General features: G+C 42.6%; 14 protein-coding genes. 4 read left to right on the forward strand and 10 right to left on the reverse strand.

Annotated features, from left to right (window positions below):
• Nucleotides 1-418: 418 nt before the first annotated feature.
• From R7Z10_RS08210 to R7Z10_RS08250, 9 genes are all read right to left on the reverse strand, one after another.
• Nucleotides 419-961 (reverse strand): cell division protein ZapC, encoded by a 543-nt coding sequence (locus tag R7Z10_RS08210; RefSeq protein ID WP_318104597.1) that lies wholly within the window; start codon nucleotides 959-961, stop codon nucleotides 419-421.
• A gap of 168 nt (nucleotides 962-1,129) precedes the next feature.
• Complete coding sequence (pyrD, locus tag R7Z10_RS08215; RefSeq protein ID WP_005377443.1) at nucleotides 1,130-2,140, reverse strand: quinone-dependent dihydroorotate dehydrogenase; 1,011 nt, start codon at nucleotides 2,138-2,140, stop codon at nucleotides 1,130-1,132.
• Between the two features lie 311 nt (nucleotides 2,141-2,451).
• Nucleotides 2,452-7,293: an NAD-glutamate dehydrogenase gene (locus R7Z10_RS08220; RefSeq protein ID WP_005377441.1), complete on the reverse strand. Its 4,842-nt coding sequence runs from the start codon at nucleotides 7,291-7,293 to the stop codon at nucleotides 2,452-2,454.
• A 201-nt stretch (nucleotides 7,294-7,494) separates the two neighbouring features.
• Nucleotides 7,495-7,713 (reverse strand): DUF2835 domain-containing protein, encoded by a 219-nt coding sequence (locus R7Z10_RS08225; RefSeq protein WP_005377440.1) that lies wholly within the window; start codon nucleotides 7,711-7,713, stop codon nucleotides 7,495-7,497.
• A gap of 65 nt (nucleotides 7,714-7,778) precedes the next feature.
• Nucleotides 7,779-10,385: an aminopeptidase N gene (gene pepN, locus R7Z10_RS08230; RefSeq protein ID WP_262656363.1), complete on the reverse strand. Its 2,607-nt coding sequence runs from the start codon at nucleotides 10,383-10,385 to the stop codon at nucleotides 7,779-7,781.
• A gap of 226 nt (nucleotides 10,386-10,611) precedes the next feature.
• On the reverse strand, nucleotides 10,612-11,277 hold the full coding sequence (locus tag R7Z10_RS08235; protein WP_005377438.1) for a hypothetical protein: 666 nt from the start codon (nucleotides 11,275-11,277) through the stop codon (nucleotides 10,612-10,614).
• Between the two features lie 194 nt (nucleotides 11,278-11,471).
• Complete coding sequence (gene prc, locus R7Z10_RS08240) at nucleotides 11,472-13,478, reverse strand: carboxy terminal-processing peptidase (protein WP_017634279.1); 2,007 nt, start codon at nucleotides 13,476-13,478, stop codon at nucleotides 11,472-11,474.
• Between the two features lie 17 nt (nucleotides 13,479-13,495).
• A complete protein-coding gene (gene proQ, locus R7Z10_RS08245; RefSeq protein ID WP_005377435.1) occupies nucleotides 13,496-14,122 on the reverse strand; it encodes an RNA chaperone ProQ in 627 nt (208 codons plus the stop codon).
• A gap of 97 nt (nucleotides 14,123-14,219) precedes the next feature.
• Entirely contained in the window at nucleotides 14,220-14,693 is a 474-nt protein-coding gene (locus R7Z10_RS08250) for a GAF domain-containing protein (protein WP_005377433.1), read from the reverse strand.
• Between the two features lie 92 nt (nucleotides 14,694-14,785).
• Between R7Z10_RS08250 and R7Z10_RS08255 the strand changes: the two genes are divergently transcribed.
• The 4 genes from R7Z10_RS08255 to rsmF all read left to right on the forward strand — a co-directional run bounded on the left by R7Z10_RS08255 (nucleotide 14,786) and on the right by rsmF (nucleotide 22,085).
• On the forward strand, nucleotides 14,786-16,582 hold the full coding sequence (locus R7Z10_RS08255; protein WP_021033889.1) for an ABC transporter ATP-binding protein: 1,797 nt from the start codon (nucleotides 14,786-14,788) through the stop codon (nucleotides 16,580-16,582).
• A gap of 24 nt (nucleotides 16,583-16,606) precedes the next feature.
• The gene (locus R7Z10_RS08260; RefSeq protein WP_017821871.1) at nucleotides 16,607-17,857 is read left to right on the forward strand and encodes a paraquat-inducible protein A; all 1,251 of its coding nucleotides are present in this window, start codon (nucleotides 16,607-16,609) and stop codon (nucleotides 17,855-17,857) included.
• Nucleotides 17,850-20,498, forward strand: a complete 2,649-nt coding sequence (locus tag R7Z10_RS08265; RefSeq protein ID WP_318104599.1) for an MlaD family protein — start codon at nucleotides 17,850-17,852, stop codon at nucleotides 20,496-20,498. Before R7Z10_RS08260 ends, R7Z10_RS08265 begins: the two co-directional genes overlap by 8 nt.
• A gap of 150 nt (nucleotides 20,499-20,648) precedes the next feature.
• On the forward strand, nucleotides 20,649-22,085 hold the full coding sequence (gene rsmF / locus R7Z10_RS08270; RefSeq protein ID WP_318104601.1) for a 16S rRNA (cytosine(1407)-C(5))-methyltransferase RsmF: 1,437 nt from the start codon (nucleotides 20,649-20,651) through the stop codon (nucleotides 22,083-22,085).
• Nucleotides 22,086-22,368: 283 nt separating this feature from the next.
• Here rsmF and R7Z10_RS08275 read toward each other — a convergent pair whose 3' ends face one another.
• Complete coding sequence (locus R7Z10_RS08275) at nucleotides 22,369-23,202, reverse strand: S1-like domain-containing RNA-binding protein (protein WP_318104604.1); 834 nt, start codon at nucleotides 23,200-23,202, stop codon at nucleotides 22,369-22,371.
• Between the last annotated feature and the right edge of the window lie 74 nt (nucleotides 23,203-23,276).

The raw sequence follows: 23,276 nt of genomic DNA on the forward strand, positions 1-23,276 counted from the left end.
AGGTATTTTCCCACCCGTTAGTTCAAATCATCACCACTCAAATGATCTAAAACTTTCAACATCTTTAGTTTGAATGTTTTTCATTCATGAACGTATTTTGTTTCCTTTAGAAGAAGTGAATACTTATTTACATGCATTTTGGTATATACCAGTCGTGATTGGTTGATGTAAATTACTTACAAATGCCCTTTATAGGGGAATAAATAGGGTTGTTTTAGGCGCTAGGTTGCCTAATTAAAGGAGTAATCAAATTGAAATAAGTAAAATAAAAGTGACCAGCTTCATGTTTGCATGCATAGAAAACAAACAGTTTCATGGTCTTTCGGATTGGAGTGTCAGAGGAAAGGACAAAAAAAATCGACCCAATAAGGTCGATTAAGGCAAACAAAGGAACGAAATAAAGAAAAATTAAACCGCTTTAACCCACCATTGCCATAGGGGTCATTGCAAAGAGGTGGTTTGCACAAGCCATGCGATCATACATTACTTTAATCGGCTGCCCAAATTGAAGCGCCTTATTGCCATCAAGAACAAAGGCTTCTTGGTTAACATAAGCACATAAGCTCGATGTTTCGCCTGGTTCTAGAACGATGAACATACCATCAGAATATTGATTTGTGAGAAAGACCATGTCCCCTTCTTGAGGTTCATAATCAGAGGACTGTGCATCGAAGAACCAGCTCTTAGGCTGTACAGGTTTATGAAAACGCTTTGCAGCAACACAATACAGTGTTAATTCAGCTTGGCGATATTCACTGATATCGAGACAACGAATGCGCTCATTAAACGTTTGAAATGCGCTGGCGTCATCAACGGTAAATTCACTGTTTGAGAAGGCACAGTTAACCAACAATTTTCGGGATAGATTGGTTTGGAAAATCATTTCCTCCCCCAGATCCAGCATTAAGCAAGCTTTTTGCTCGTCAAAATACCAATTCCATTTGTCGCTGGGTTTAAGCATTATTCCGTTCTCTCTTGACTAGTTAAATCAGTGGTAAAGAGGTAAGACGCTTAATTACCTACTCGTGATTTTTAAATTCTACAAACGAACGGATAAAAAAAAAGAGGAAACAAAGTCCTCTTTTTTATGTAACAGGTACTGATTTTTCAGTAGTTTTTGATGTATGTGTTAAAGATTCTTAACAATATCACGTACGAGACCTGGGCCGTGGTAAATAAAGCCAGTGTAGACTTGAACAAGTTTAGCGCCTGCCATGATCTTTTCTTTGGCTGCAACATAGGAATCTACACCACCAACACCGATAATTGGAAGTTTGTCTCCAAGCTCTTCATGAAGCTTACGTACGACCTCCGTAGAGCGTGATTGCACAGGGCGACCACTCAAGCCACCTGCCTCATTGGCGTGTCTCATCCCTTCTACGATCGTGCGATCCAAAGTTGTGTTAGTCGCGATCACACCATCTATATTGTTTTTCAATAAAGAATCGCAGATTTGGCAGATTTCATCGTCACTTAAATCTGGCGCAATCTTTAATGCTAACGGGACATACTTGTTGTACTTCTCTGATAACTCCGCTTGTTTCGCTTTTAATTCGGAAAGCAGTTCATCAAGCGCTTCACCATATTGAAGTGAACGAAGACCTGGAGTGTTTGGCGATGAGATGTTTACTGCAATATAGCCAGCATACTCATACACTTTTTCCATACAAATCAGGTAGTCCTCTGCCCCTTTCTCAATTGGCGTATCTTTATTTTTACCGATATTAATTCCGAGAACACAATTGAATTTTGCTCGTTTAACATTCTCGATCAAATTATCAACGCCTAGGTTATTAAAGCCCATGCGGTTGATGATCCCTTCTGCTTCCACTAAACGGAATAAGCGTGGTTTATCATTACCTGGTTGTGGTCGTGGCGTTACAGTGCCGACTTCGACAAAGCCAAAGCCCATGGCATCAAATGCTTCAATACATTCGCCGTTTTTATCTAAACCAGCCGCAAGACCAACAGGGTTACGGAATGTTAGACCCATACACTCAACTGGACGAGTTGGTAACTGTTGGCGGTAAAAGAGATCAAGTGGTGTGCCGTTAAAGCGTTGGAAGTTCTTGATTGCAAGATCATGTGCCTTCTCGGCATCGAGTTGGAAAAAGCCAGTTCTGGCTAGACGGTAAAGCATTGTGCCTCCGAAAGAAAAAAGCCCCGTATAAACGGGACAATATTATTTACCGTTTTTCATCGTAATTCAATGAAAATGAACGTAATAAGTAAAAACCTATATCTTTATAAGATTTTTAAATATAAAACAAACAATTACAATCAAGTTTCTGCGATAAAAATCGTAACTAACCGCTTAAAAGCAATCGATTTCACTCTGTTTTAATTTCAATTCAATGTGACAATGTAACTATTTTCGTTCCAAATGTGAATAATAGATAATAAAAAGCCCCGTTAAATAACGAGGCTTTTACTTATGACTTGATTATTCCACTACTCTTTCGATGAGCAGTTGAGGTTTAAAAGTACTAGCTCTCGAAGTGCTACAGAGAACTTAGCAAATTCGTGTACTGAGCCAACTTTGAACTCGTTTAAGATACTCTCCCAGCGGTGCAACGATTGCTCGTTAGTTTCAATCCAATCTTCTAACGCAGCCATCACGTCAAGCTCTTCGGTTGAGCAGCCACAAGTCAGTACCTGAGCGGTAAGTTGACGTTGTTGCCAGTCCAGATCTTCACGGAATGCCGCTCTTGCAAGTGCTTGCCAGTTGTTATCAACGGCTTGGCTATTAATTTGCTTCAAGAACCAATGCAACGATAAACGGTCACCCAAGTTAAAGTAGAGTTTCGATGCTTGCTCAACCGTTTTACCTGTTTCACTTGCTACTGATGAAATATCCAGTGCAGATTGTAAGCTTGATAAGCGGGCAACTTGGTGAGCGAGTTTCTCTTCAACCCCTTTCTCTATCCAACCTTGAGCCAACTCATTGTGTTCTTCAACTTCAGACTCAACTAACATAGTGTCTAGGGTTTCAGTAATAACATTGACATCTTGCTTGTAGATAGCAATCAACTCACCGACCGTGCATTTGCCGCTACGGTTACGAAGCAACCAGCGTGCAATTCGACGCAGTGCTCGGCGCACGTAAAACATAATTTCGTATTGAGCTTGCGCTGTCGCAACGTTATCAAGTTTGCGAGTTTGCTTGAGGATTTCTTCTAAATCAAAGATTTCTCTAGCCGCACTGTAAGCGTTGGCAATATCGACAACACTTGCACCAGTTTCTTCTTGCAAACGAGTAACGAAGTTACAGCCCATTTCATTAACCATCTGGTTAGCCAATGCTGTAGCGATAATTTCAGCTCGCAGTGGGTGATTAACCATTTGATCTTTATAGTTACGTCGTAACGCACTTGGGAAATATTCAACAAGTTGTTTTGCATGGAATTCATCATTTGCGATTTCATCCGTAACAAGTTGCTGTTTAAGTACCATTTTACCGTAGGCAACTAACACTGATAGCTCAGGGCGAGTCAGACCTAGTCCCTGTTTTTCACGCTCGATTAGCGTTTCATCATCAGGAATGTATTCGAGAGCACGGTCCAAGTACCCTGCTTTCTCCATAGTGTGGATGAATCGAATTTGCTCCTTAACAATGCCAACACCTTGCTGTTCAGTAACAGAGATCGACTCCGACTGACGGTAAGCATCATCCAAGACAATTTCACCCACTTCGTCTTCCATAGACTCTAGAATTTGGTTACGTTGCTTAACCGTAAGATCGCCATTTGAAACCAGTCCATTGAGGAAGATCTTGATGTTGACTTCATTATCCGAACAGTCAACGCCACCTACGTTATCAACGAAGTCCGTGTTCACTCGACCGCCAGTTAGTGCGTATTCGATACGACCAAGCTGAGTCATACCCAAGTTACCACCTTCGCCAACCACTTTGGCTCTTAAGTCACGGCCGTCAATGCGCAGCATGTCGTTAGCACGGTCACCAACATCTGTATGAGTTTCTGTCGATGATTTAACGTAAGTGCCGATACCACCATTCCAAAGAAGATCGACTTTCATTTTCAAGATCATCTTTATCAGATCGTTAGGCGCTAAAGATGCTTTCTTCGTACCTAACATTTTCTGAATTTCTGGCGTCAACTGGATCGATTTTGATCGACGAGAGAAGATGCCACCACCTTGAGAGATCAAGTCTTTGTTGTAATCTTCCCAGCTTGATCTTGGCAGATTAAACAAGCGGTTACGCTCTTCCCAGCTGCTGGCTGAATCTGGATTTGGATCAATAAAGATGTGCATGTGGTTAAACGCAGCTTGCAATCGAATATGCTTCGATAACAGCATACCGTTACCGAACACGTCACCTGCCATATCACCTACACCGATTGCAGTAAAATCAGTGGTCTGACAGTTGATGCCCATTTCACGGAAATGACGCTTAACAGATTCCCAACCACCTTTTGCGGTGATACCCATTGCTTTGTGATCGTAACCGTTTGAACCACCTGAAGCGAATGCGTCGCCTAGCCAGAAGTTGTATTCTGCAGAAACAGAGTTTGCCAAATCTGAGAAGGTTGCTGTGCCTTTATCGGCAGCCACTACTAGGTATGGGTCATCTTCATCGTGACGAACAACGTTTTGTGGTGGTACTACTTCTCCTTCAATGATGTTATCTGACACATCAAGCAGTGCACGGATAAAGCGTTTGTAACAACGCTGACCTTCCGCAAAAATTTCATCACGAGTGGTGAGAGATGGCTGGCGTTTACAAACGAAGCCGCCTTTTGCACCCACTGGTACAATTACAGTGTTCTTAACCTGTTGCGCTTTCACTAAGCCAAGAATCTCCGTACGGAAGTCTTCTTGACGATCTGACCAACGCAAACCACCACGAGCCACTTTTCCACCACGAAGGTGAACACCTTCAATATCTGGTGCGTAAACAAAGATCTCGAATGCAGGCACAGGCTGCGGAATCTCAGGAATATCACTTGGCTTCATTTTCAAAGATAACCAAGGCTTAGGCTGCTTATTCTCGTCTACTTGGTAGTAGTTGGTACGAAGCGTCGCCATGATCATTTCAATATAACGACGAATAATACGATCATCATCCAAGCTCTCTACACGATCCAACTGCTCTGTTAGCTTTTTAATTAGATCGTTTTGGCCTTTCTCGCTGCCTTTGTGTTTCGGATCAAATCGCTTGGTGAACAGCTTGACTAGACCTGTCGCTAAGTCTGGGTAGTGGCTTAGCGTATCTTCGATGTACTGCTGACTGAATGGGAAGCCGACTTGGCGCATGTATCGTGCGTAAGCGCGAAGAATGGAAATCTCACGGCCAGATAAAGACGCACCTAATAACAATCGGTTGAAACCATCACTTTCAAGATTACCCGCCCAAATGGCAGCAAATGCTTGTTGGAAACGGTCACGAGCTTCACGAAGGTCAACGGTTTTCTCGCTCTTATGCAGCATAGAGAAGTCAAGGATCCAGAAAGTCTGCCCGTTGTTTTTCTCGATCTCATATGGCGATTCGCCAATCACACGCAAACCAAGGTTTTCCAACATCGGCATTACGTCAGAAAGGTGAATTGGTTCATCGCGATGGTATAACTTTAAGCGGACAGCTTTGGAATCTGCACCCTCTTCTTGAGGTCGGTAGAACAACATGCCAAGTTTATTATCATCACTTAACGCTTCTAAGCGCTCGATATCTGCAACCGCAGAACCTGGCATCATGTCCTCTTTGTATGAGCGAGGGAACGCACTCATATATTCTTTTGAAAGAGGAAGGCCTTTGCTTTCACCAAAGTTAGCAATGATGGATTCTTTTAGTCTGTCATCCCAAGAGGTAGAAACTTCCATTAGATTTTGCTCGATCTTTTTCACGTCTACGTCAATGTTGTTATTGTCTACACGAACAATGTAATGTGTTCTCGCTAGTGGGCTTTCTGAGAAGTACGTTGTAAATTCAACCTCTTGCTCGCAACCAAAGTACTGCTTAAGAATGCGTTGAGTTTGACGACGCAATTCTGTGTTGTAACGATCTTTAGTGACATAAACCATGCAACTGAAGAAACGACCAAATGGGTCTTTACGAACAAACAAACGCAGCAAGTCACGATCTTGCATTTGTACAACACCCATTCCCACCTCAAGCAGCTCTTCTTCATTAGCTTGAAGCAACTCGTCGCGTGGGTAGTTTTCTAAGATATTGTGCAATGCTTTGTATGAGTATGATCCGTGACGGTATCCACTTGCTTCAAGGATACGGTCAACTTTTTCACGGATCAAAGGAATACTTTGTACCGCTTGGTTGTAAACGGCGGAGGTATATAAACCAGTAAAGCGATGCTCACCTATTACTTTACCGTTTTCATCAAACTTCTTAATACCGATGTAATCAGTATAAGCTGGACGGTGGATACGAGATGCTTTGTTACCTTTGGTGATGATCAGAGCGTATGGTTTTTTCGCTTCTAATCGCGCTGAATCTGATAATTCAGAGAGCTTGACGCTACGCACGCGCTTGTCATCAGCAAACAGACCTAGTCCTTTTTCTTTAGCAGGAACAAGTTCGGTATCACCATTGACCTCTTTTAAGTCATAATCTTTATAACCCATAAAGGTAAAGTTATGATCTTCTAGCCAACGAAGAAATGCGATCGTTTCATCCATACGATCAGTTTGGATAGAAACACGATCTTTATTTTTCTCAAGTTCATCAGTAACAAACTTAAGCTTATCAACCATCTGCTTCCAGTCATCAACGACTAAGCGAGTATCAGATAGAATTCTTAACAGCTCTTCTTTAAGCGCTTGCATCTCGTCTTTACTAGTAAGGCGGTCTACCTCTATGTGGAAAAGTGATTGAAGAACACCACCCTCACCGTTTACGTCTGTAACTTGGCCTTTTTTATCACGCTGAATCTGTGTTGGGTTATTCAACATTAGGTGACAAACAAGATCCAAACGTGCTAAAGCCATTTTGACTGAGTCCACTAAGAATGGACTATCTGGAACAACAATTTCTACGATTGTGTGTGTGGATTGCCAGCCTTGACGACTTACGGTCGGGTTAAATACTCGAACCGAAATCTCTTCTGGTTTTTTTTCATTGATATGGTGCCAAAGGCTAACGACAGCACCATAAAGGTCGGATTCGTTTCGCTGAATTAGATCATCATCAGCAATGTTACTGAATAAGTGTTGAGCAAGTTTAGTTACAAGCGTTTGGTGAGAAAGCTCGAGTTTGTCTTGAATCAGTTGGTAAACCTTTTCAAGCAGAACCGGCACTACATTTTCACGCGCGGTCATATTCACACTCCACATTAGAATTGTTGTTTTGTAGGGGGACTTAGTAGCTAGGTTGTTACCTTAGAAACTAAGCATAGGTAATGCATGTGCCCATTGTAAAAGCATAATTACAAATGTTTAACAACTAATCGTAGTGGTAAGAGGTGAAATGTCCGATTCTGTGACTAAGATTCCTATTTAACTCTCTGCAAATACAATACATCACAGAGTTTCTAACTTAAGAAACTTATTATTTTGGTCAGTTGTTAGTCTAAACTGGCCTCTAACGCCCAATTGACTAAGAAATGGTCTAAATCTCGCGGCGGGTAACTGCAAACGCAAACCGTTGTGTGTGACAACTTGAACAACACTTGCCGCACCAGAATAATGAGATAAAAACGTTTGATATGAAATGTTGAGATTGAAGTAGTAATAGTTCATGAAGTGAAAACTAAGTGACATAAACAAATAAGGTGGCCTTAATGACCACCCTATTGTGTTGTTTACTATTCGTCTAGTGCTTTAGTCACTTTTTCGAATAGATCTTTAGCAAGATTATCCATTGCTTTGAGCTTTTCAAGTTCTGCACGAATCATTGCTTGGCGAGCTTCATCGTATTTACGGAACTTAAGCAAAGGATCAATCATTCGAGAAGCTACTTGTGGGTTCGAATCATTTAGTTGGCGAAGAATTTCACCGGCAAATTGGTAACCTACACCGGATTTATCATGGAAACGTACAGGGTTCGCACTTAAGAACGAGCCAATTAAGCTGCGCGTACGGTTCGGATTTTTCAAACTAAATGCTTCGTGGTTCATGGTTGCTTTTACTTTTTCAAGAGCATCCTCTGCAGGATTGCTACCTTGAAGTGCAAACCACTTATCCATAACCAAACCATCGTGCTTCCATTTATCGCTATAATCAGCCATAAGTGCTTCACGACACTCGAGCTGAGCGTTATTTGCGGCACTCATCGCAGCAATCGTGTCTGTCATGTTATTTGCAGATGCGTACTGCGCGTTGACTAAATCATTACCTTTTTCCGTATATGCTAGGTACTGAAGGCAACGGTTACGTAAAGCACGCTTGCCAATAGCAGCATGGTCGATCGTATACTCTGTTTGCTTAAGCGTGTGATAAGTCGCACTTAGCTCATCTTCTAATTCCTTAGAAAGTGACACTGTAATGCTGTTTAGCACTTTGTCTACGGCATCGATATCAATTTGCTGGTACCAACCAGTAATCTCATTGATTGAAGGCATAGAGAAAACTTGAGCAATGAAAGCTGGCTCAAGCGTTTCATCCAACAGCACACCGCGGAAAGCATCTATCACACCTTCAGAAAGCGATACTTCTTGTCCCGCTTGAACGTTTTTCACATTCTGACGAATGTATTTAGCCAATAGCATTTGGCTAGCGTCCCATCGAGCAAAATCGTTCGTTGCGTGCTTCATCAAGAAGACTAACTCGTCATCGCTGTAATCGTATTCTAATTTGACTGGTGCCGAGAATTCACGCAACAAAGATGGCACTGGCTGTTCTTCGACATTTTCAAATACGAACGTTTGCTTACCTTGTTTAATATCCAGCACGTTATGAACAGATTCACCGTTACTCATCAATGGGATAACTTGACCTTTCGAATCATACAACTCGATATCGAACGGGATATGCAGCGCTTGTTTTTCTGCTTGGTCTTGCGTCGGCTCCGTAAATTGCTCTACCGTTAGTGCGTAAGTTTTTGCATCAGCGTTGTATTCGCTATTTACGCGCAGCGTTGGTGTACCCGATTGGCTGTACCACAGACGGAACTGTTTTAAATCAACACCGGTGGCATCTTCCATTGCAGAAACAAAGTCTTCACACGTCGCGGCGGTACCATCGTGACGTTCAAAATAAAGTTTCATTCCTCTTTGGAAGCCCTCTTCGCCAAGGAGTGTATGGTACATACGAATAACTTCGCTGCCCTTTTCATACACCGTTAGCGTGTAGAAGTTATTCATCTCAATGACTTTGTCAGGACGAATCGGGTGAGACATTGGGCTTGCATCTTCCGCAAATTGAGGACCACGAATAATACGTACGTTATCAATACGGTTATCAGCACGAGAGCCTAAGTCAGAAGAGAATTCTTGGTCACGGAATACGGTTAAGCCTTCTTTTAGACTTAGTTGGAACCAGTCACGACAAGTGACACGGTTTCCAGTCCAATTGTGGAAGTACTCATGACCGATCACAGCTTCGATGCCTAAATAATCACGATCTGTCGCAGTTTGATCGTTCGCCAGCACATATTTTGAGTTAAAAATGTTCAAGCCTTTGTTTTCCATTGCACCCATGTTGAAGAAATCAACAGCAACGATCATGTAAATATCCAGATCGTATTCCAGGCCAAAGCGTTCCTCATCCCACTTCATCGAGTTGATCAAAGATGTCATCGCATGGCCTGCACGATCTAGGTTACCTTTATCAACAAAGATTTCTAAATCAACACTGCGACCTGACATCGTTGTATATTTGTCACGCAATACATCAAAGTCGCCTGCAACAAGGGCGAACAAGTAAGCTGGTTTTGGATGCGGATCCTGCCATTGAACCCAATGACGACCGTTCTCTGCATCACCTTCTGCAATTCGGTTACCATTGCTCAGCAAATATGGGTAAGCCGCTTTATCTGCGATCACTTTTGTTGTGTATTTTGCTAGAACATCCGGACGGTCTAGATAGTACGTGATACGGCGGAAGCCCTCAGCCTCACACTGAGTACAAAATGCGCCGCCTGATTTGTACAAACCTTCGAGTGCTGTATTCGCTTCAGGATCAATTTTGGTGACGATTTCAAGTTCAAACTCGGATGGAAGATCGGTCAGTACCAGCGATGACTCCTTCACCTCGTGATGAGCCCAATCCTCACCATTTACTTTTACAGCGCGTAGCTCAAGCCCTTCGCCATCGAGTTCTAGCGTTGTTGTATCGCCTTTTTGAGCAACTTTTGATACCGCCGTAACGATTGTGTCATTGTCATATAGATCAAAAGTAAGATCGATATCAGTAATCGCATGAGATGGCTCTTTATAATCTTTACGATATTTGGCCAGGGGAGCTTGAGACATGAGCATAAATCCTTGTATGTCGAACAACAAAAATACCAGACTGCATGATCAAAAATGCATTTCTGGTATCACTATATAAGCTATTTGTAGGGGTTGTGGTATCAGAATACAAGTCTTTACATCAAAAAACGGAGCTTTTAGTGCTCTAGCTCCGTTTTTTGATTAACCTTTAAACAACATTAATGACTTACCGTACGCACGCGTAATTTGGCGCATGTTAAAGGCATCATGGCGTAACTCTATTGAGTACGGCGTACATATCACCATTGGAATCTTCGATCGTTAGCTCATTCTTGTTGAGCTTATACGTGGTTCCATGCTCGCCATTTTCATACAGCAGAACCAAAAACTCATCTTCTGTGTAAAACACACCTTGTTTGATGGACTCATCCCCTTCTTCGTTCGAAACCCTAAACATGAATACGAAATCAGGTTGAAGTATCAAATCCATCTGATTAATGTTGTTGGCCACAAGACCGTCGCCAGATACGTGAGAGCTAGACCAAATACCTGCAAGTGAATTAGATAATCCTTTAGTGAACGTTACACCATTAAGATCAAGCGTATTATGGTTGTTGCGATAGGCATAAATTTGAGGCTCGTCGGTGTTTAAACCAAGAACGATGGTGTCTTCATTTGCGTTATACAGCCCTTCCCAATGGTCAACGGAATAGTCTTTCTTTTGAATATCAATAGAAAAGCTGTAGTCAGAACCTAATGAGAGTTTGATCGCACGAAAGTTTTCAGCCGACTCTTCGGGGTTTGGGTTCATCAAATACCAGTCTCCGATGAGAAACGGCGTGTCAAAGTGACTTAATTCATCTTCTCTGGTGTTTTCTCCACCAAACACACTAAAGCAGCAAAAGCTAAGTAAAATAAAGAACCACTTCATATCGGCATCCTTATCGTTTTCTTTTAGCTTAGCCAGTAGTCCTCACTTTCGCGAAATTTTAGATGTAGATCACGTAAATTATTGGGGGAAAATAAGCGAATATCTTGCTCGATATCGAGACAGCGGAAGACAAAAAGGCATAAAAAAAGAGTGAATCTGAAAGACTCACTCTTTTTATTCTAAATTGCCAGTTATTATGACTGATTTTCCTGCTTAAGTAGATCGACCATAATCGCGACAGACTCATCTAAATAAACATCAGGAGCCTCGTAGTCTTTTGGTATGTCATCCAATGTTTTGAATGCTTTTTTACCCAAAGCAACTTGACGTTCATTTATGCGTTGTAATCGAAGGGCTTCCGCTTTATCCGATTCAGCTTTACGAACTTTTTCGTTCAAAGACAAAGTATTATCGTCTTTTTCTTTACGATATTTCTCGATGTCTTCATTGATAAAGCGGAACTCCATTTCATCAGAAATACGCTTGTTATGAAGAGCAGTAAGTTTTTCAACTAAGGCGTCGTTACTTGGAAACGTTTGATATTGTGCTTTATCAATCTGATCCCAAGGTAAAGCATTGTCTTCAACACTTTCACCTGTTTCAGAAGCCTCTATTGGCGTTGGGTACGAAATATCTGGTGCAACACCACGATTTTGCGTACTTCCACCGTCAATACGATAAAACTTCTGAATCGTGTACTGAACATAACCTAGCTCTTTATCGAAAAGATCGTAAATATGATTCAGTGAACGATGTTGCTGAACTGTACCTTTACCGAAAGAGTTTTCACCTAAGATGATTGCACGATTATAATCTTGCATTGCCGCTGCAAAAATTTCAGATGCTGAAGCACTGTAGCGGTTAATCAACACCGTCAATGGGCCATCATAACTCACTTTTCCATCGGTATCGGCATTCACCTTGATGCGGCCATAGCTGTCACGAACTTGAACTACAGGACCTTCTTTAATGAATAAACCTGTCAATGCCGTTGCTTCTGTTAGCGCACCACCGCCATTGTTGCGTAGATCAACGATTACGCCGTCAACGTTTTTGGTTTTCAACTCAGCTAGTAATTTATCGGTGTCTTTCGATAAGCCGACGTAGAAACTTGGTACTTCTAAAATACCAATCTTCTTACCGTCTTTTTCGATGATTTCTGACTTAACTGCACGATCTTCTAAGCGAACTTTGTCACGAACAATTGTGACAATGTAACTCTTTGCATCGTTACCTTCTGGCAAGATCTGTAGATTAACCTTTGTGCCTTTAGGGCCTTTGATTAACTGAACAACATCATCCAGACGCCAACCGATCACGTCGACAATTTCTTCACCGTCTTGTCCAACACCAGTGATTCGGTCCCCTTCACCAAGTTGCTTACTCTTTGATGCCGGACCGCCAACAACAAGTGAACGAATTACTGTGTAATCGTCTGTCATTTGCAAAACGGCGCCGATGCCTTCTAGAGAAAGGTTCATTTCCGATTGGAATTGCTCGGCATTACGTGGAGAAAGGTAGCTTGTATGAGGGTCAACCTGTCGCGCGAAGGCATTCATATACAACTGAAATGCGTCTTCATTGTTGGTCTGTGTGATGCGCTTCATCGCGTTGTTATAACGCTTCTCTAAAACTTCTTTAATCTCTGGCCACTCTTTGCCAGTCAGTTTCAGATTTAACGCGTCATATTTCACACGCTTGCGCCACAACTCGTTGAGCTCTGCTTCGTCTTTTGGCCATGCGGCCTCAGAGCGGTCTAACTCTATCTCGTCATCGGTATCAAACTTGATCTCTTCATCGAGTAGAGTTAACGCATAAGCAAAACGATCGAAACGCTTCTGCATTGAGAGGTTGTAAACATCAAAAGCAATTTGGTTGTTGCCCGATTTAAGCTGATCATCAAGCTCGACTGACCAATTTTTAAATGAATCGATGTCTGCTTGAGTGAAAATATTTCTATTGTAATCAAGCAACTCTACATAGCGTTCAAAGATCGCTTTAGAGAAATCATCATTGAGGCTGAAGTGCTTATAATGAGAGCGGGTAAATCGCGAGGTGACTCGTTTGCTAGCTGTTTCATGCTGAACTTCAGGAGAAAGAACCGGCAGGTCATCTTTATGTAGTTTGGCTTCAAGAGCCTGAGCTGATGCTGCTAGCCATAAGCTAGCAGCAATCAGGGTCACTTTTGAACGGCAATTCATGCGTAGGAGTATCTCCTTTATGCGCGCAAGTGCTCCGCTTTCACAACCATTTGTAGGCCGTTAGCAAGTTGAACACGTACATCATCCTTATTGATTTCAACAATGGTCGCTGCCATGTTTCCTTTGCCCATGTTCACGTTAACTGCGTTACCTACTGTGATTTCATCAGCATTTAGAGCGCGCGTTTCTACAGGCTTAGTTGGTTTTTGTACTTTTGGTTTATTAGTACGACGAGGCTGTTGAGGCTTTTTAGCCGCAGGTTTCGCTTTCGCCTTACCCTCTTCACGAGCTTTTTGTGCTTGTTCTTTACGACGAGCCTGAACTTTCGCCTTGCTTTCTGCAAGTGTCGCTTTCGCGTGTTCAACGTGCTCTTCTTCTAGCTCACCACAAGGGTTGCCATCTAGGTCTACACGTACTGCACCTGGTTTTACACCGTGTAGGTAACGCCATGATGAAGTGTACTGTCTTAACGCTGCACGAAGCTGTGTTTTGCTTACTTTTTCGTCTTCATTTAGACGTTCCGCAAGATCTTGAAAAATACCAATTTTCAGAGGTTTTGCTTCACCTTCTAAAGTAAAGCACTTAGGGAAACATTCAGCAATATATGCAATAACTTCTTTGCTGTTTTTTAACTTTTCAGTCATGAGGGGTCCTGATTTGAGCGGATTTCCGCGAGCATTAAGAAAAAATATTCTCGTATTATAGTGACATGCCAAGGAAAAACCACACTCGAAGGCTAATTTATGCGTCGTTCGCGTGTGAATTAAGCAGCTTTTCTACTTCAACCATGAAATGAGTGAGACCTTCTTCGTCTGTTTCATTAAATCGGCCAATACTTGGACTATCAATATCAAGTACACCAACCACCTTTCCATTAATAGAAAATGGAATCACAATTTCTGAATTGCTCGCTGCATCGCACGCAATATGCCCCTCAAATTCGTGAACGTCGTATACTCTTTGTATAGTATTAGTTTGTGCAGCAGTACCGCAGACGCCTCGACCCATTGGGATACGAACACAAGCTGGTTTTCCTTGGAACGGACCAAGAACAAGCTCTTCACCTTTTGTTAGGTAAAAGCCTGCCCAGTTAAGATCGTCAAGTTCCATGAAAAGCAATGAGCTCAAGTTTGCTAGGTTCGCAATAAAGTCTGGTTCAGACTCAATTAGAGCAACAGCTTGTTTGGTTAGTCTTTGGTATTGTTCTAAGTTCATATTAACTTCCTACTTACTATAAAAGCTTCCATTCTCAATGTATGGCGCTAAAATGCAGCCCTACTTTATAATAGGACTTATTCTCAATTACAATGCTTCTGAAAAATGACACTATTAGCCGTTCTTGGTTGATAACACAAGTAAAAAAGCACAAGTCCAAGCTGATCATAGCGAACTTGATAGCGGTGCTTGCAACCTTGATTAGTGTTCCAATTCCCCTCCTCATGCCTTTGATGGTTGATGAGGTCTTATTGGACCAACCTGCAAAAGGCTTAGACGCCATGAATGCCATTCTCCCTGAAGCGTGGCACACTCCGACAGGCTATATTTTCTTCACCCTGTTCTTGGTTGTTCTTATGCGAGCTGCGAGCCAAGGATTAAATATCCTTCAAAGCCGACAATTTACGCTTGTTTCAAAAACCATCACGTTTGAGATGCGCAGTAAAATGATCGACAAACTCGGCCGTATCAGCATCCGACAATACGAAACCAAAGGTAGCGGAGGAATCAACGCACACCTTATCACTGACATTGAGACCATTGATAAATTTATTGGTTCTACGTTAGCAAAATTCGTTATCAGTTTTCTGACTGTTATTGGTACTGCTATCGTTCTACTTTGGCTCGATTGGCGACTTGGTCTGTTTATCCTGTTAGTTAACCCTATTGTCATTTACTTCTCACGTAAACTAGGCAGTATGGTTAAACATCTGAAACGGAAGGAAAATCATTCTTTTGAAATTTTCCAAAACCGTTTGGTTGAAACATTAGATGGAATCTACCAACTACGCGCAGCCAATAAAGAGCGAGAATTCCTCCAACAACTCAAAGACAGTGCGAACCAAGTTCGCGTTGATGCAGACAAGTATGCTTGGCAATCTGAAGCGGCTGGTCGCGTTTCTTTTCTTCTCTTTTTGATCGGCTTTGAATTATTCAGAGCTGTCGCAATGTTAATGGTCATGTTCAGTGACCTTACTATTGGCCAAATATTTGCCGTTTTTGGTTACCTATGGTTCATGCTTTCTCCTGTTCAAGAGTTGCTTGGGATTCAGTTTTCTTGGTACAGCGCTAAAGCCGCATTAAAACGCATCAACGACTTATTAGAGTTAGAAGAAGAGCAGAGACCGGTTCCTAAGGTAAATCCTTTCAAAGAAGGTAGAGAAGTTGACGTTAAAGTAGAAAACATTAATTTCTCTTACAATAATGAAAACAAAGTCCTAGATAATCTTTCTTTACATATGCCGGCAGGAAAGAAAGTGGCGTTAGTTGGCGCAAGCGGCGGTGGTAAGTCAACCTTGATACAATTACTTATTGGGGTTTACCGTCAAAACTCCGGTAGCATTCGCTTTAATGATGAATTAACAGAAGATATTGGTTTTGAAGTAATTCGCGACAAAATTGCCGTGGTATTACAGCAACCTATACTATTTAACGACACCTTGAGGCATAATCTAACGCTTGGTGGGGATTTTGACGAAATGTCACTTTGGCGTGCGCTTGAAGTGGCTCAGCTGCAAGATGTTATTTCTCAACTGAACCACGGCTTGGATACTCAAGTTGGTCGTAATGGCATTCGTTTGTCAGGAGGTCAACGACAACGGCTTGCCATTGCTAGAATGGTGCTGAGTAATCCTCAATTTGTTATTTTAGACGAAGCCACGTCTGCGCTAGATACCGCTACTGAAGCGGCTTTACACAAAGCACTGACCGAGTTCTTACGTGGTAGAACAACATTAATCGTTGCGCACCGACTATCCGCTGTTAAACAAGCCGATTTGATCTACGTGCTTGAAGATGGGAAAGTGACGCAAACAGGTACTCATGGTGAGTTAGTTGAGCAAGAAGGCTTATATCAAACCTTATATGGGGGCATACAGTCCCACGCTTAAATCGTTCAAGCTAGAGAGGTCGTTATGACCTCTCTGTCTAAGCACGCCATGCAACCCAATAACGTACGTCTGTGCCAAGGTTGTGAATTGCCTGTCGACATCGTCGACTTACCCCATGGCAAAAATGCACACTGCCCTCGTTGTGGTACACAATTATATCGCGGAGGTAGCCCTAGCCTCTCTGGTAATCTAGCCGTCGCGATAACCTGTATCCTACTATTTATTCCATCGCACTTTTTTAACTTTATTAGCATCCGACTCTTTGGTGTGATGATTCCGGCAACCCTGCCTTCAGGGATGATCACATTGATGGAAGAAGGATTTGTTCTTCTTTCATTGCTCATTCTATTTTGTAGCTCTCTAGCGCCACTGACGGTTTGTGTTTCAGTGGTAACGGCGCATATTTCTTTACATCAACGATGGTTCCGTGGGCTTCGTATCTCACTGTGGCTAATTCAACATTTGAAGCATTGGGTTATGTTGGATGTGTTCTTAGTTAGCATCGCCATTTCCTGTTTTAAACTCCAAGATTATTCCGACATTTTCGTCGGTCCAGGGTTAATTGGTCTGGTTCTTTTGCAGATATTTACCGTTTTGTTAGTTTCAAGAATCAGCGTGCGTCGTTATTGGGAAGCTTGGAAACCAGAAAGTTTATATGCTTTTGAGCATAAAGATGTGCATTGCCATGAATGCCACTTGTCCCAGCCTGAAGGTGACCATTGCCAGCGTTGTCATCACGAGTTATATCATCGCAAGCCAAACTCCATTCAGAAAACATGGGCTTACCTCATCGCAGCAACGGTCGCCATCTTCCCTGCTAACCTGATCCCTATTTCCATCTTGCTTACCAATGGTAAGCGTTTGGAGGACACTATTTTTTCAGGCGTGGCTGGTTTGGTAAAAAGCGGCATGTATGGAATCGCTGCGATCATTTTTGTTGCGAGTATCGTTGTCCCGGTGATTAAAATACTTGGGCTCGCCTACATCATGCTTTGCATCCAATTCAAACGTTCGGTGTTTAAGAGACAACGAATGATGGTTTACTTTGTTGTTAAATGGATCGGTAAATGGTCTGTGATGGATTTGTTTGTTATTTCTATCATGATGACGTTAGTCGATCGTGGTCAGATACTGGATTTCACACCAGGATATGGCGCCGTAGCATTTGGTGTTGTCGTAGTGTTGACCATGCTTGCAGCAGAAAGTATTGATCCAAGGCTAATCTGGGACCAAACAAACCCAAAACAATCAGAAAAAGAGTCAATGAATGAGTGATCAGAACAGTTCTCAAACGTCATACGTACCAGATGTAAAGCGGAGTAAAGGCATATCTCCTCTTTGGCTGTTGCCAATTTTGACCATGGTCTTAGCTGGCTGGCTTGTTGTGAAGTCGATACACGATGCAGGACAACGAGTGCAAATCTATTTTTCTGATGCCGCTGGTCTTGTCGCCGGCCGAACCACTATCCGTTACCAAGGATTAGAAGTCGGCATGGTAAGAGACATTAACCTCACCGAAGATCTCGGCAGTATTTATGTCGATGCTGATATCTATCCTGAAGCTGCAAAGTTACTGAACGATAAAACACGCTTTTGGTTAGTAAAACCAACAGCTAGCCTAACGGGGGTTTCCGGACTGGATGCGCTCGTCTCAGGTAACTACATCTCGATTCAACCCGGAGATGGTCAAGAGTTTGAGACAACATTCCATGCGTTAGACTCTGCTCCAACAGATTTACGCGTTTCTCAAGGTTTGAATATTAAGCTCAAAAGCCGTGATTTAGGTGGTGTATCGGTTGGCTCTCAAATTGTTTATAAGAAAATCCCAATCGGTGAAGTGTACAGTTACCAGCTAGATGAAGATGCAAAATCTATCACTATTCAGGCCAACATTCAGGATCAATACCGACATATCATTAACAACCGCAGTCGATTCTGGAACGTCAGTGGAATTGGTGCCAGCATCGGTTTTGAAGGTGTCGATGTAAGACTAGAAAGCATGAGTGCCTTACTAGGTGGCGCCATCGCCGTCGACTCTCCGGATGATGGTGAGCCTGTAGAAGAGAACACCGAGTTCCGTTTGTATAAAGATTTGAAAACTGCTGGTCGAGGCATCGCGGTTAAAATCGTCCTACCTGATGACAGCAAGATCAGCGGAGAAGGCGCTCCAATTATGTATCGCGGAATTGAAATTGGCCAAGTTACGGACTTGAGCCTTTCCGAAGGTCGAGAAGTGATATTGGCGTCAGCGGCAATTCAACCCGCTTTTAGTGACATGCTGACGACAGGTACTCGATTTGTCTTAGAAGAAGCAAAGGTGTCCCTTTCTGGTGTTGAAAACATTGCTAATTTAGTGCGAGGAAACTTCTTAACGATCGTGCCGGGCGCGGGTGAACGCTCTCGCCGCTTTACTGCGATTCGTAAAAACGTGTTTAACCAACAGCAAGAAAAGTCTATCGCGATTCGGTTGGTGTCCGACAATTCGTTTGGCCTAGATAGCGGTGCCAATGTACTTTATAAAGGCATCGTTGTTGGTTCAATCATCAAAGTGGGCCTAGTTAAGGAAGATAAAAAATCACAACACGAAGTATTTATGGATGTATTGATTGACCATGAATACAAACATCTGATCAAATCAAACAATCGTTTTTATGTAACCGGCAGTGCATCAGCAGAGTTAACTGAATCGGGGCTCAGCGTTACCGTTCCTCCAGCAAAGCAGTTGTTAACCGGGTCAATTAGTTTTGTGAGCGAAGGCAAGCAGGATATTCAAAAAGAGTATCAACTGTTCCAAAATGAATCATTGGCTGAATTGGCGCAGTACAATCAAAGTGGCTCTAGGGCGCTAACACTATTTGCTTCTGAATTGCCGCCGATTTCCAAAGGCAGCCCTCTACTCTATCGTAATCTTCCAGTTGGTAACGTCTCCGATTTCCAACTAGTTGATGGCGGAGTACTAATTAAGGCTACTATCGAAAACCGCTTCGCTTATCTTGTAACGCCACAAACCGTTTTTTGGAATCGTTCAGGGATTGAGATAGATGCATCATTAGCTGGCGTCAGTGTGAAAGCACACCCTTTGAAGTCGTTAATCGAAGGTGGCATCGCTTTTGACTCCGTGCCAGGCGTTGAAAACAAAATCGGAGAAAACTGGAAGCTGTATTCTGATCAAAAAACCGCTCGCAAGTTTGGGCGCGTCATTGCTTTAGAAACCGACGGTTCGCAAGAGATTGCTAAAGGAATGCCGATTGAATATCAAGGTGTTAAAGTTGGTGAAATCACTCTGGTTGTACCGAATTTTCGTCGTAACATGGTTGAAGTCACTGCAAGAATCCTACCTGAATACGTAGAAAACATTGCGGTTGAAGGCTCACATTTTTGGCTAACTGAACCAGAAATTGGTTTAGGTGGCGTTAAAAACCTCGGGGCGTTGGTTTCGAAATCCATCAGTGTTGAACCAGGTAAAGGTAAAGCTAAATTTGATTTTCAATTAGAAAATAGTTCAGAACGCGTGCATGGAATCATGTTTACGTTACAAAGTGAACAAAGAGGCTCAGTACAAGTCGGTACCCCTATTCTTTACCGCCAGATGGAAGTTGGCCAAGTGACCGACGTAAGCCTAGGAGAATTTGCTGATCGCATCGTCATGATTATCAAAATACAGCCTGAATATGCTTACCTCGTTCGTCAAAACAGTGTGTTCTGGAATGTTTCAGGAGTAGATGTTTCCATCGGGCTTACCGGCGCTAACATCAAAGCGGGAACCTTTGATAGTTTAGTTCGCGGAGGAATTGCGTTTTCAACGCCAGAGCAATCGACTATTCCACCAGCGGCAAAGAATGGGCAATCTTTCTTTTTGTATCCACAAGCTGAAGAAGGTTGGACTCAATGGCGTACAGCGATTCCTAAGCCGTAGAATAAAGCTCAATTCACGTACAATTGAAGTTTGATCACTTTAAAAGAGCAGCAATCGCTGCTCTTTTTTATTGCTCGGCCCTTGTCACTATTCGTTTCTGCTTCGCTTTCGTATATTATTTGCCACAAATTCTGCAAACGAGATCCCACATTGCATCCTAATGTTTACATCCCAGACGCGTTTCTGGAAAAAATCCAAACGATCCTTCCTGCTCATCTCAACATGGAAGACTTTATCGCGTCTTGCCAAAAGCCACTGCGCAAAAGTATTCGAGTTAATACGTTGAAGATCAGCGTTGAAGCGTTTTTAGAACGAGCAGAAACAAAAGGCTGGAAGCTTTCTCCTGTGCCTTGGTGTGACACGGGGTTTTGGATTGAAGCGGATGAGTCAGTTGTACCATTAGGCAACACAGCAGAACACATGTCTGGCTTATTCTACATTCAAGAAGCCAGTTCGATGATGCCGGTATCTGCTCTGTTTATGAATGATGAATCTTACGATGCCGTGTTAGATACCGCAGCCGCTCCAGGCTCAAAAACCACTCAAATTGCAGCTTTAATGAACAACGAAGGTGTACTTGTGGCCAATGAATACGCCGCAAGTCGTGTAAAAGTACTGCACGCTAATGTGGAACGTTGTGGGGTACGTAACGCCGCACTAAGTAACTTCGATGGACGCGTTTTTGGCGGTTGGCTACCAGAACAATTTGATGCGGTTTTGCTCGACGCGCCTTGCTCTGGAGAAGGCACCGTTCGCAAAGACGAAGATGCGATGAAAAACTGGACGCAAGCTTCCGTACTCGACATCGCTGACACACAGAAAGATCTTATTGAAAGCGCCTTCCATGCATTAAAGCCCGGTGGTGTGATGGTTTACTCAACATGTACGCTCAGTACAGAAGAAAACCAACAAGTTTGTCAACACTTGAAAGAAACCTTTGGGGATGCAGTAGAGTTTGAAAGCCTTGAGAACTTGTTTGAAAACGCAGAGGCAGCTCTAACTGAAGAAGGCTTTTTGCATATTTTCCCGCAGGTCTACGACTGTGAAGGGTTCTTTGTTGCAAGAATTCGCAAACTGGCTGCTGTTGAGGCGCCAGAAGTCAAAAAGCGCATGGGGAAATTCCCCTTTGCTAAAACTTCAAAAAAAGAATCGACAGAAATTGCTCAACAACTCCAAAGCGCGTTAGGTATTAAACTTCCAAATGACAGTTCTGTATGGCTTCGCGATAAAGATGTCTGGCTGTTCCCTAATGCTTTAGAACCGATGATCGGCGAATTACGCTTTTCCCGTATGGGTATAAAGATCGCGGAAGCCCATAAAAATGGCTACCGTTGGCAACACCAAGTCGCGACTGCCCTGGCGACAGGTTCTGAAAGCAACGCCATTGAACTCAGTATTGAAGAAGCGCGCGAATGGTACATGGGGCGTGATGTTCGCCCACAAACCATTCCTGAGGGAATGAAAACAGGTAAAGGCGAAGTGCTTGTCACCTATCAAGGCGCAGTTATTGGCCTTGGCAAGTGGGTAAGCAACCGAATAAAGAATGGCCTCCCTCGCGAATTAGTACGAGATAAGAACTTATTTTAAAAGACGTAACGAACCATAAATAAATGAAAAGCCATCGTATTTGCGATGGCTTTTTAATTCGTAAGTATGAAAGCAAGTGGGCTCGCTAGCGATCCGGACACGCTGTACTAAACTAGTTGTATCAAAGTAATGCTTTGATGTGGCATTTCTCTCTATGTTCACCAACAAAATTATTGTTGGACAAGTTTAGCGCAGGCTCTGCGGAGCCGTTTCCCCTAGGCCCAAAAAAAGGAAAAGTTTGGGCCGTTTTTTTTGCTGCAGTTCCACTATACGTGAGTTTGGACTACGCTAGACGAATACCGTCTTTCTCAATGACAATTTTACCCTGCTTGTATAAGCCACCGATGGTCTTTTTATAAGTCCCTTTACTTGTGCGGAAAGCATCAAAAATCGCTTCAGGAGACGACTTGTCATTCAAAGGCAAAAATCCGCCTTTCTTCTCTAGCAGGTCAAGGATCTTACTAGAAAGATCGTCCATTTTCGCCACACCTACTTTTTGTAGAGCAAGGTCGATTTTACCATCTTCACGAATGTGCTTAATAAAGCCTTTCAGCTTTTTACCGATGTAAAGCTTACCAAAAACATCCGATGGGAAAATCATGCCCCAATGCTTACCGTTAATGATAGCTTTATAACCAAGTTGACTACGCTCTGCGATGATCAAATCAACTTGTTCGTTAACTTCATAATTCGCTGGAGTTTTATCTAACCATTTATTGAACTTAGTCGTACCAACAATGCGACCTGACGCTTTGTCGGTATAAACATACACTAAAATGGTTTGTCCGGCAGAGAAGCGAGTGCGTTGCTCACTAAAAGGAATCAGTAAGTCCTTTTCTTTGATGCCCCAATTTACAAAAGCACCTGTCGCATTCACACCCTCAATCTTCATTAAACCCCATTCACCCACTTGGGCAATTGGTCTTTCAATGGTCGCAGCAAGTTGGCTTTCTGAATCGAAGTACAGAAATACGTCTACATGCTCACCAATTTCAGTACCCTCTGGTACATACTTACTAGGTAGTAGAACAGAACCGTAATCATCGCCATCCAGAAATACGCCAAAATCAGCCTTTTTAATGACTTCTAAGCTGTTAATTTGACCAATTTTAATCATTGATTTTGTCTCTTTTTAAATTTACGTGGAATTATACCTAAACTAACAAGAAAATCAGAGAGAAAAGCATAGTG

The organism is Vibrio sp. Vb1018 (genome assembly GCF_033338775.1).
GTDB lineage: Bacteria > Pseudomonadota > Gammaproteobacteria > Enterobacterales > Vibrionaceae > Vibrio > Vibrio alginolyticus.

What these genes read in the sequence shown, in the direction of transcription:
- R7Z10_RS08210 (WP_318104597.1), bottom strand. Translation starts at nt 961, where the DNA reads ATGCTTAAACCCAGCGACAAATGGAATTGGTATTTTGACGAGCAAAAA.
- R7Z10_RS08255 (WP_021033889.1), top strand. Translation starts at nt 14,786, where the DNA reads ATGCTTCTGAAAAATGACACTATTAGCCGTTCTTGGTTGATAACACAA.
- R7Z10_RS08265 (WP_318104599.1), top strand. Translation starts at nt 17,850, where the DNA reads ATGAGTGATCAGAACAGTTCTCAAACGTCATACGTACCAGATGTAAAG.
- prc (WP_017634279.1), bottom strand. Translation starts at nt 13,478, where the DNA reads ATGAATTGCCGTTCAAAAGTGACCCTGATTGCTGCTAGCTTATGGCTA.
- R7Z10_RS08235 (WP_005377438.1), bottom strand. Translation starts at nt 11,277, where the DNA reads ATGAAGTGGTTCTTTATTTTACTTAGCTTTTGCTGCTTTAGTGTGTTT.
- pepN (WP_262656363.1), bottom strand. Translation starts at nt 10,385, where the DNA reads ATGTCTCAAGCTCCCCTGGCCAAATATCGTAAAGATTATAAAGAGCCA.
- R7Z10_RS08220 (WP_005377441.1), bottom strand. Translation starts at nt 7,293, where the DNA reads ATGACCGCGCGTGAAAATGTAGTGCCGGTTCTGCTTGAAAAGGTTTAC.
- pyrD (WP_005377443.1), bottom strand. Translation starts at nt 2,140, where the DNA reads ATGCTTTACCGTCTAGCCAGAACTGGCTTTTTCCAACTCGATGCCGAG.
- proQ (WP_005377435.1), bottom strand. Translation starts at nt 14,122, where the DNA reads ATGACTGAAAAGTTAAAAAACAGCAAAGAAGTTATTGCATATATTGCT.
- R7Z10_RS08260 (WP_017821871.1), top strand. Translation starts at nt 16,607, where the DNA reads ATGACCTCTCTGTCTAAGCACGCCATGCAACCCAATAACGTACGTCTG.
- R7Z10_RS08275 (WP_318104604.1), bottom strand. Translation starts at nt 23,202, where the DNA reads ATGATTAAAATTGGTCAAATTAACAGCTTAGAAGTCATTAAAAAGGCT.
- R7Z10_RS08225 (WP_005377440.1), bottom strand. Translation starts at nt 7,713, where the DNA reads ATGAACTATTACTACTTCAATCTCAACATTTCATATCAAACGTTTTTA.
- R7Z10_RS08250 (WP_005377433.1), bottom strand. Translation starts at nt 14,693, where the DNA reads ATGAACTTAGAACAATACCAAAGACTAACCAAACAAGCTGTTGCTCTA.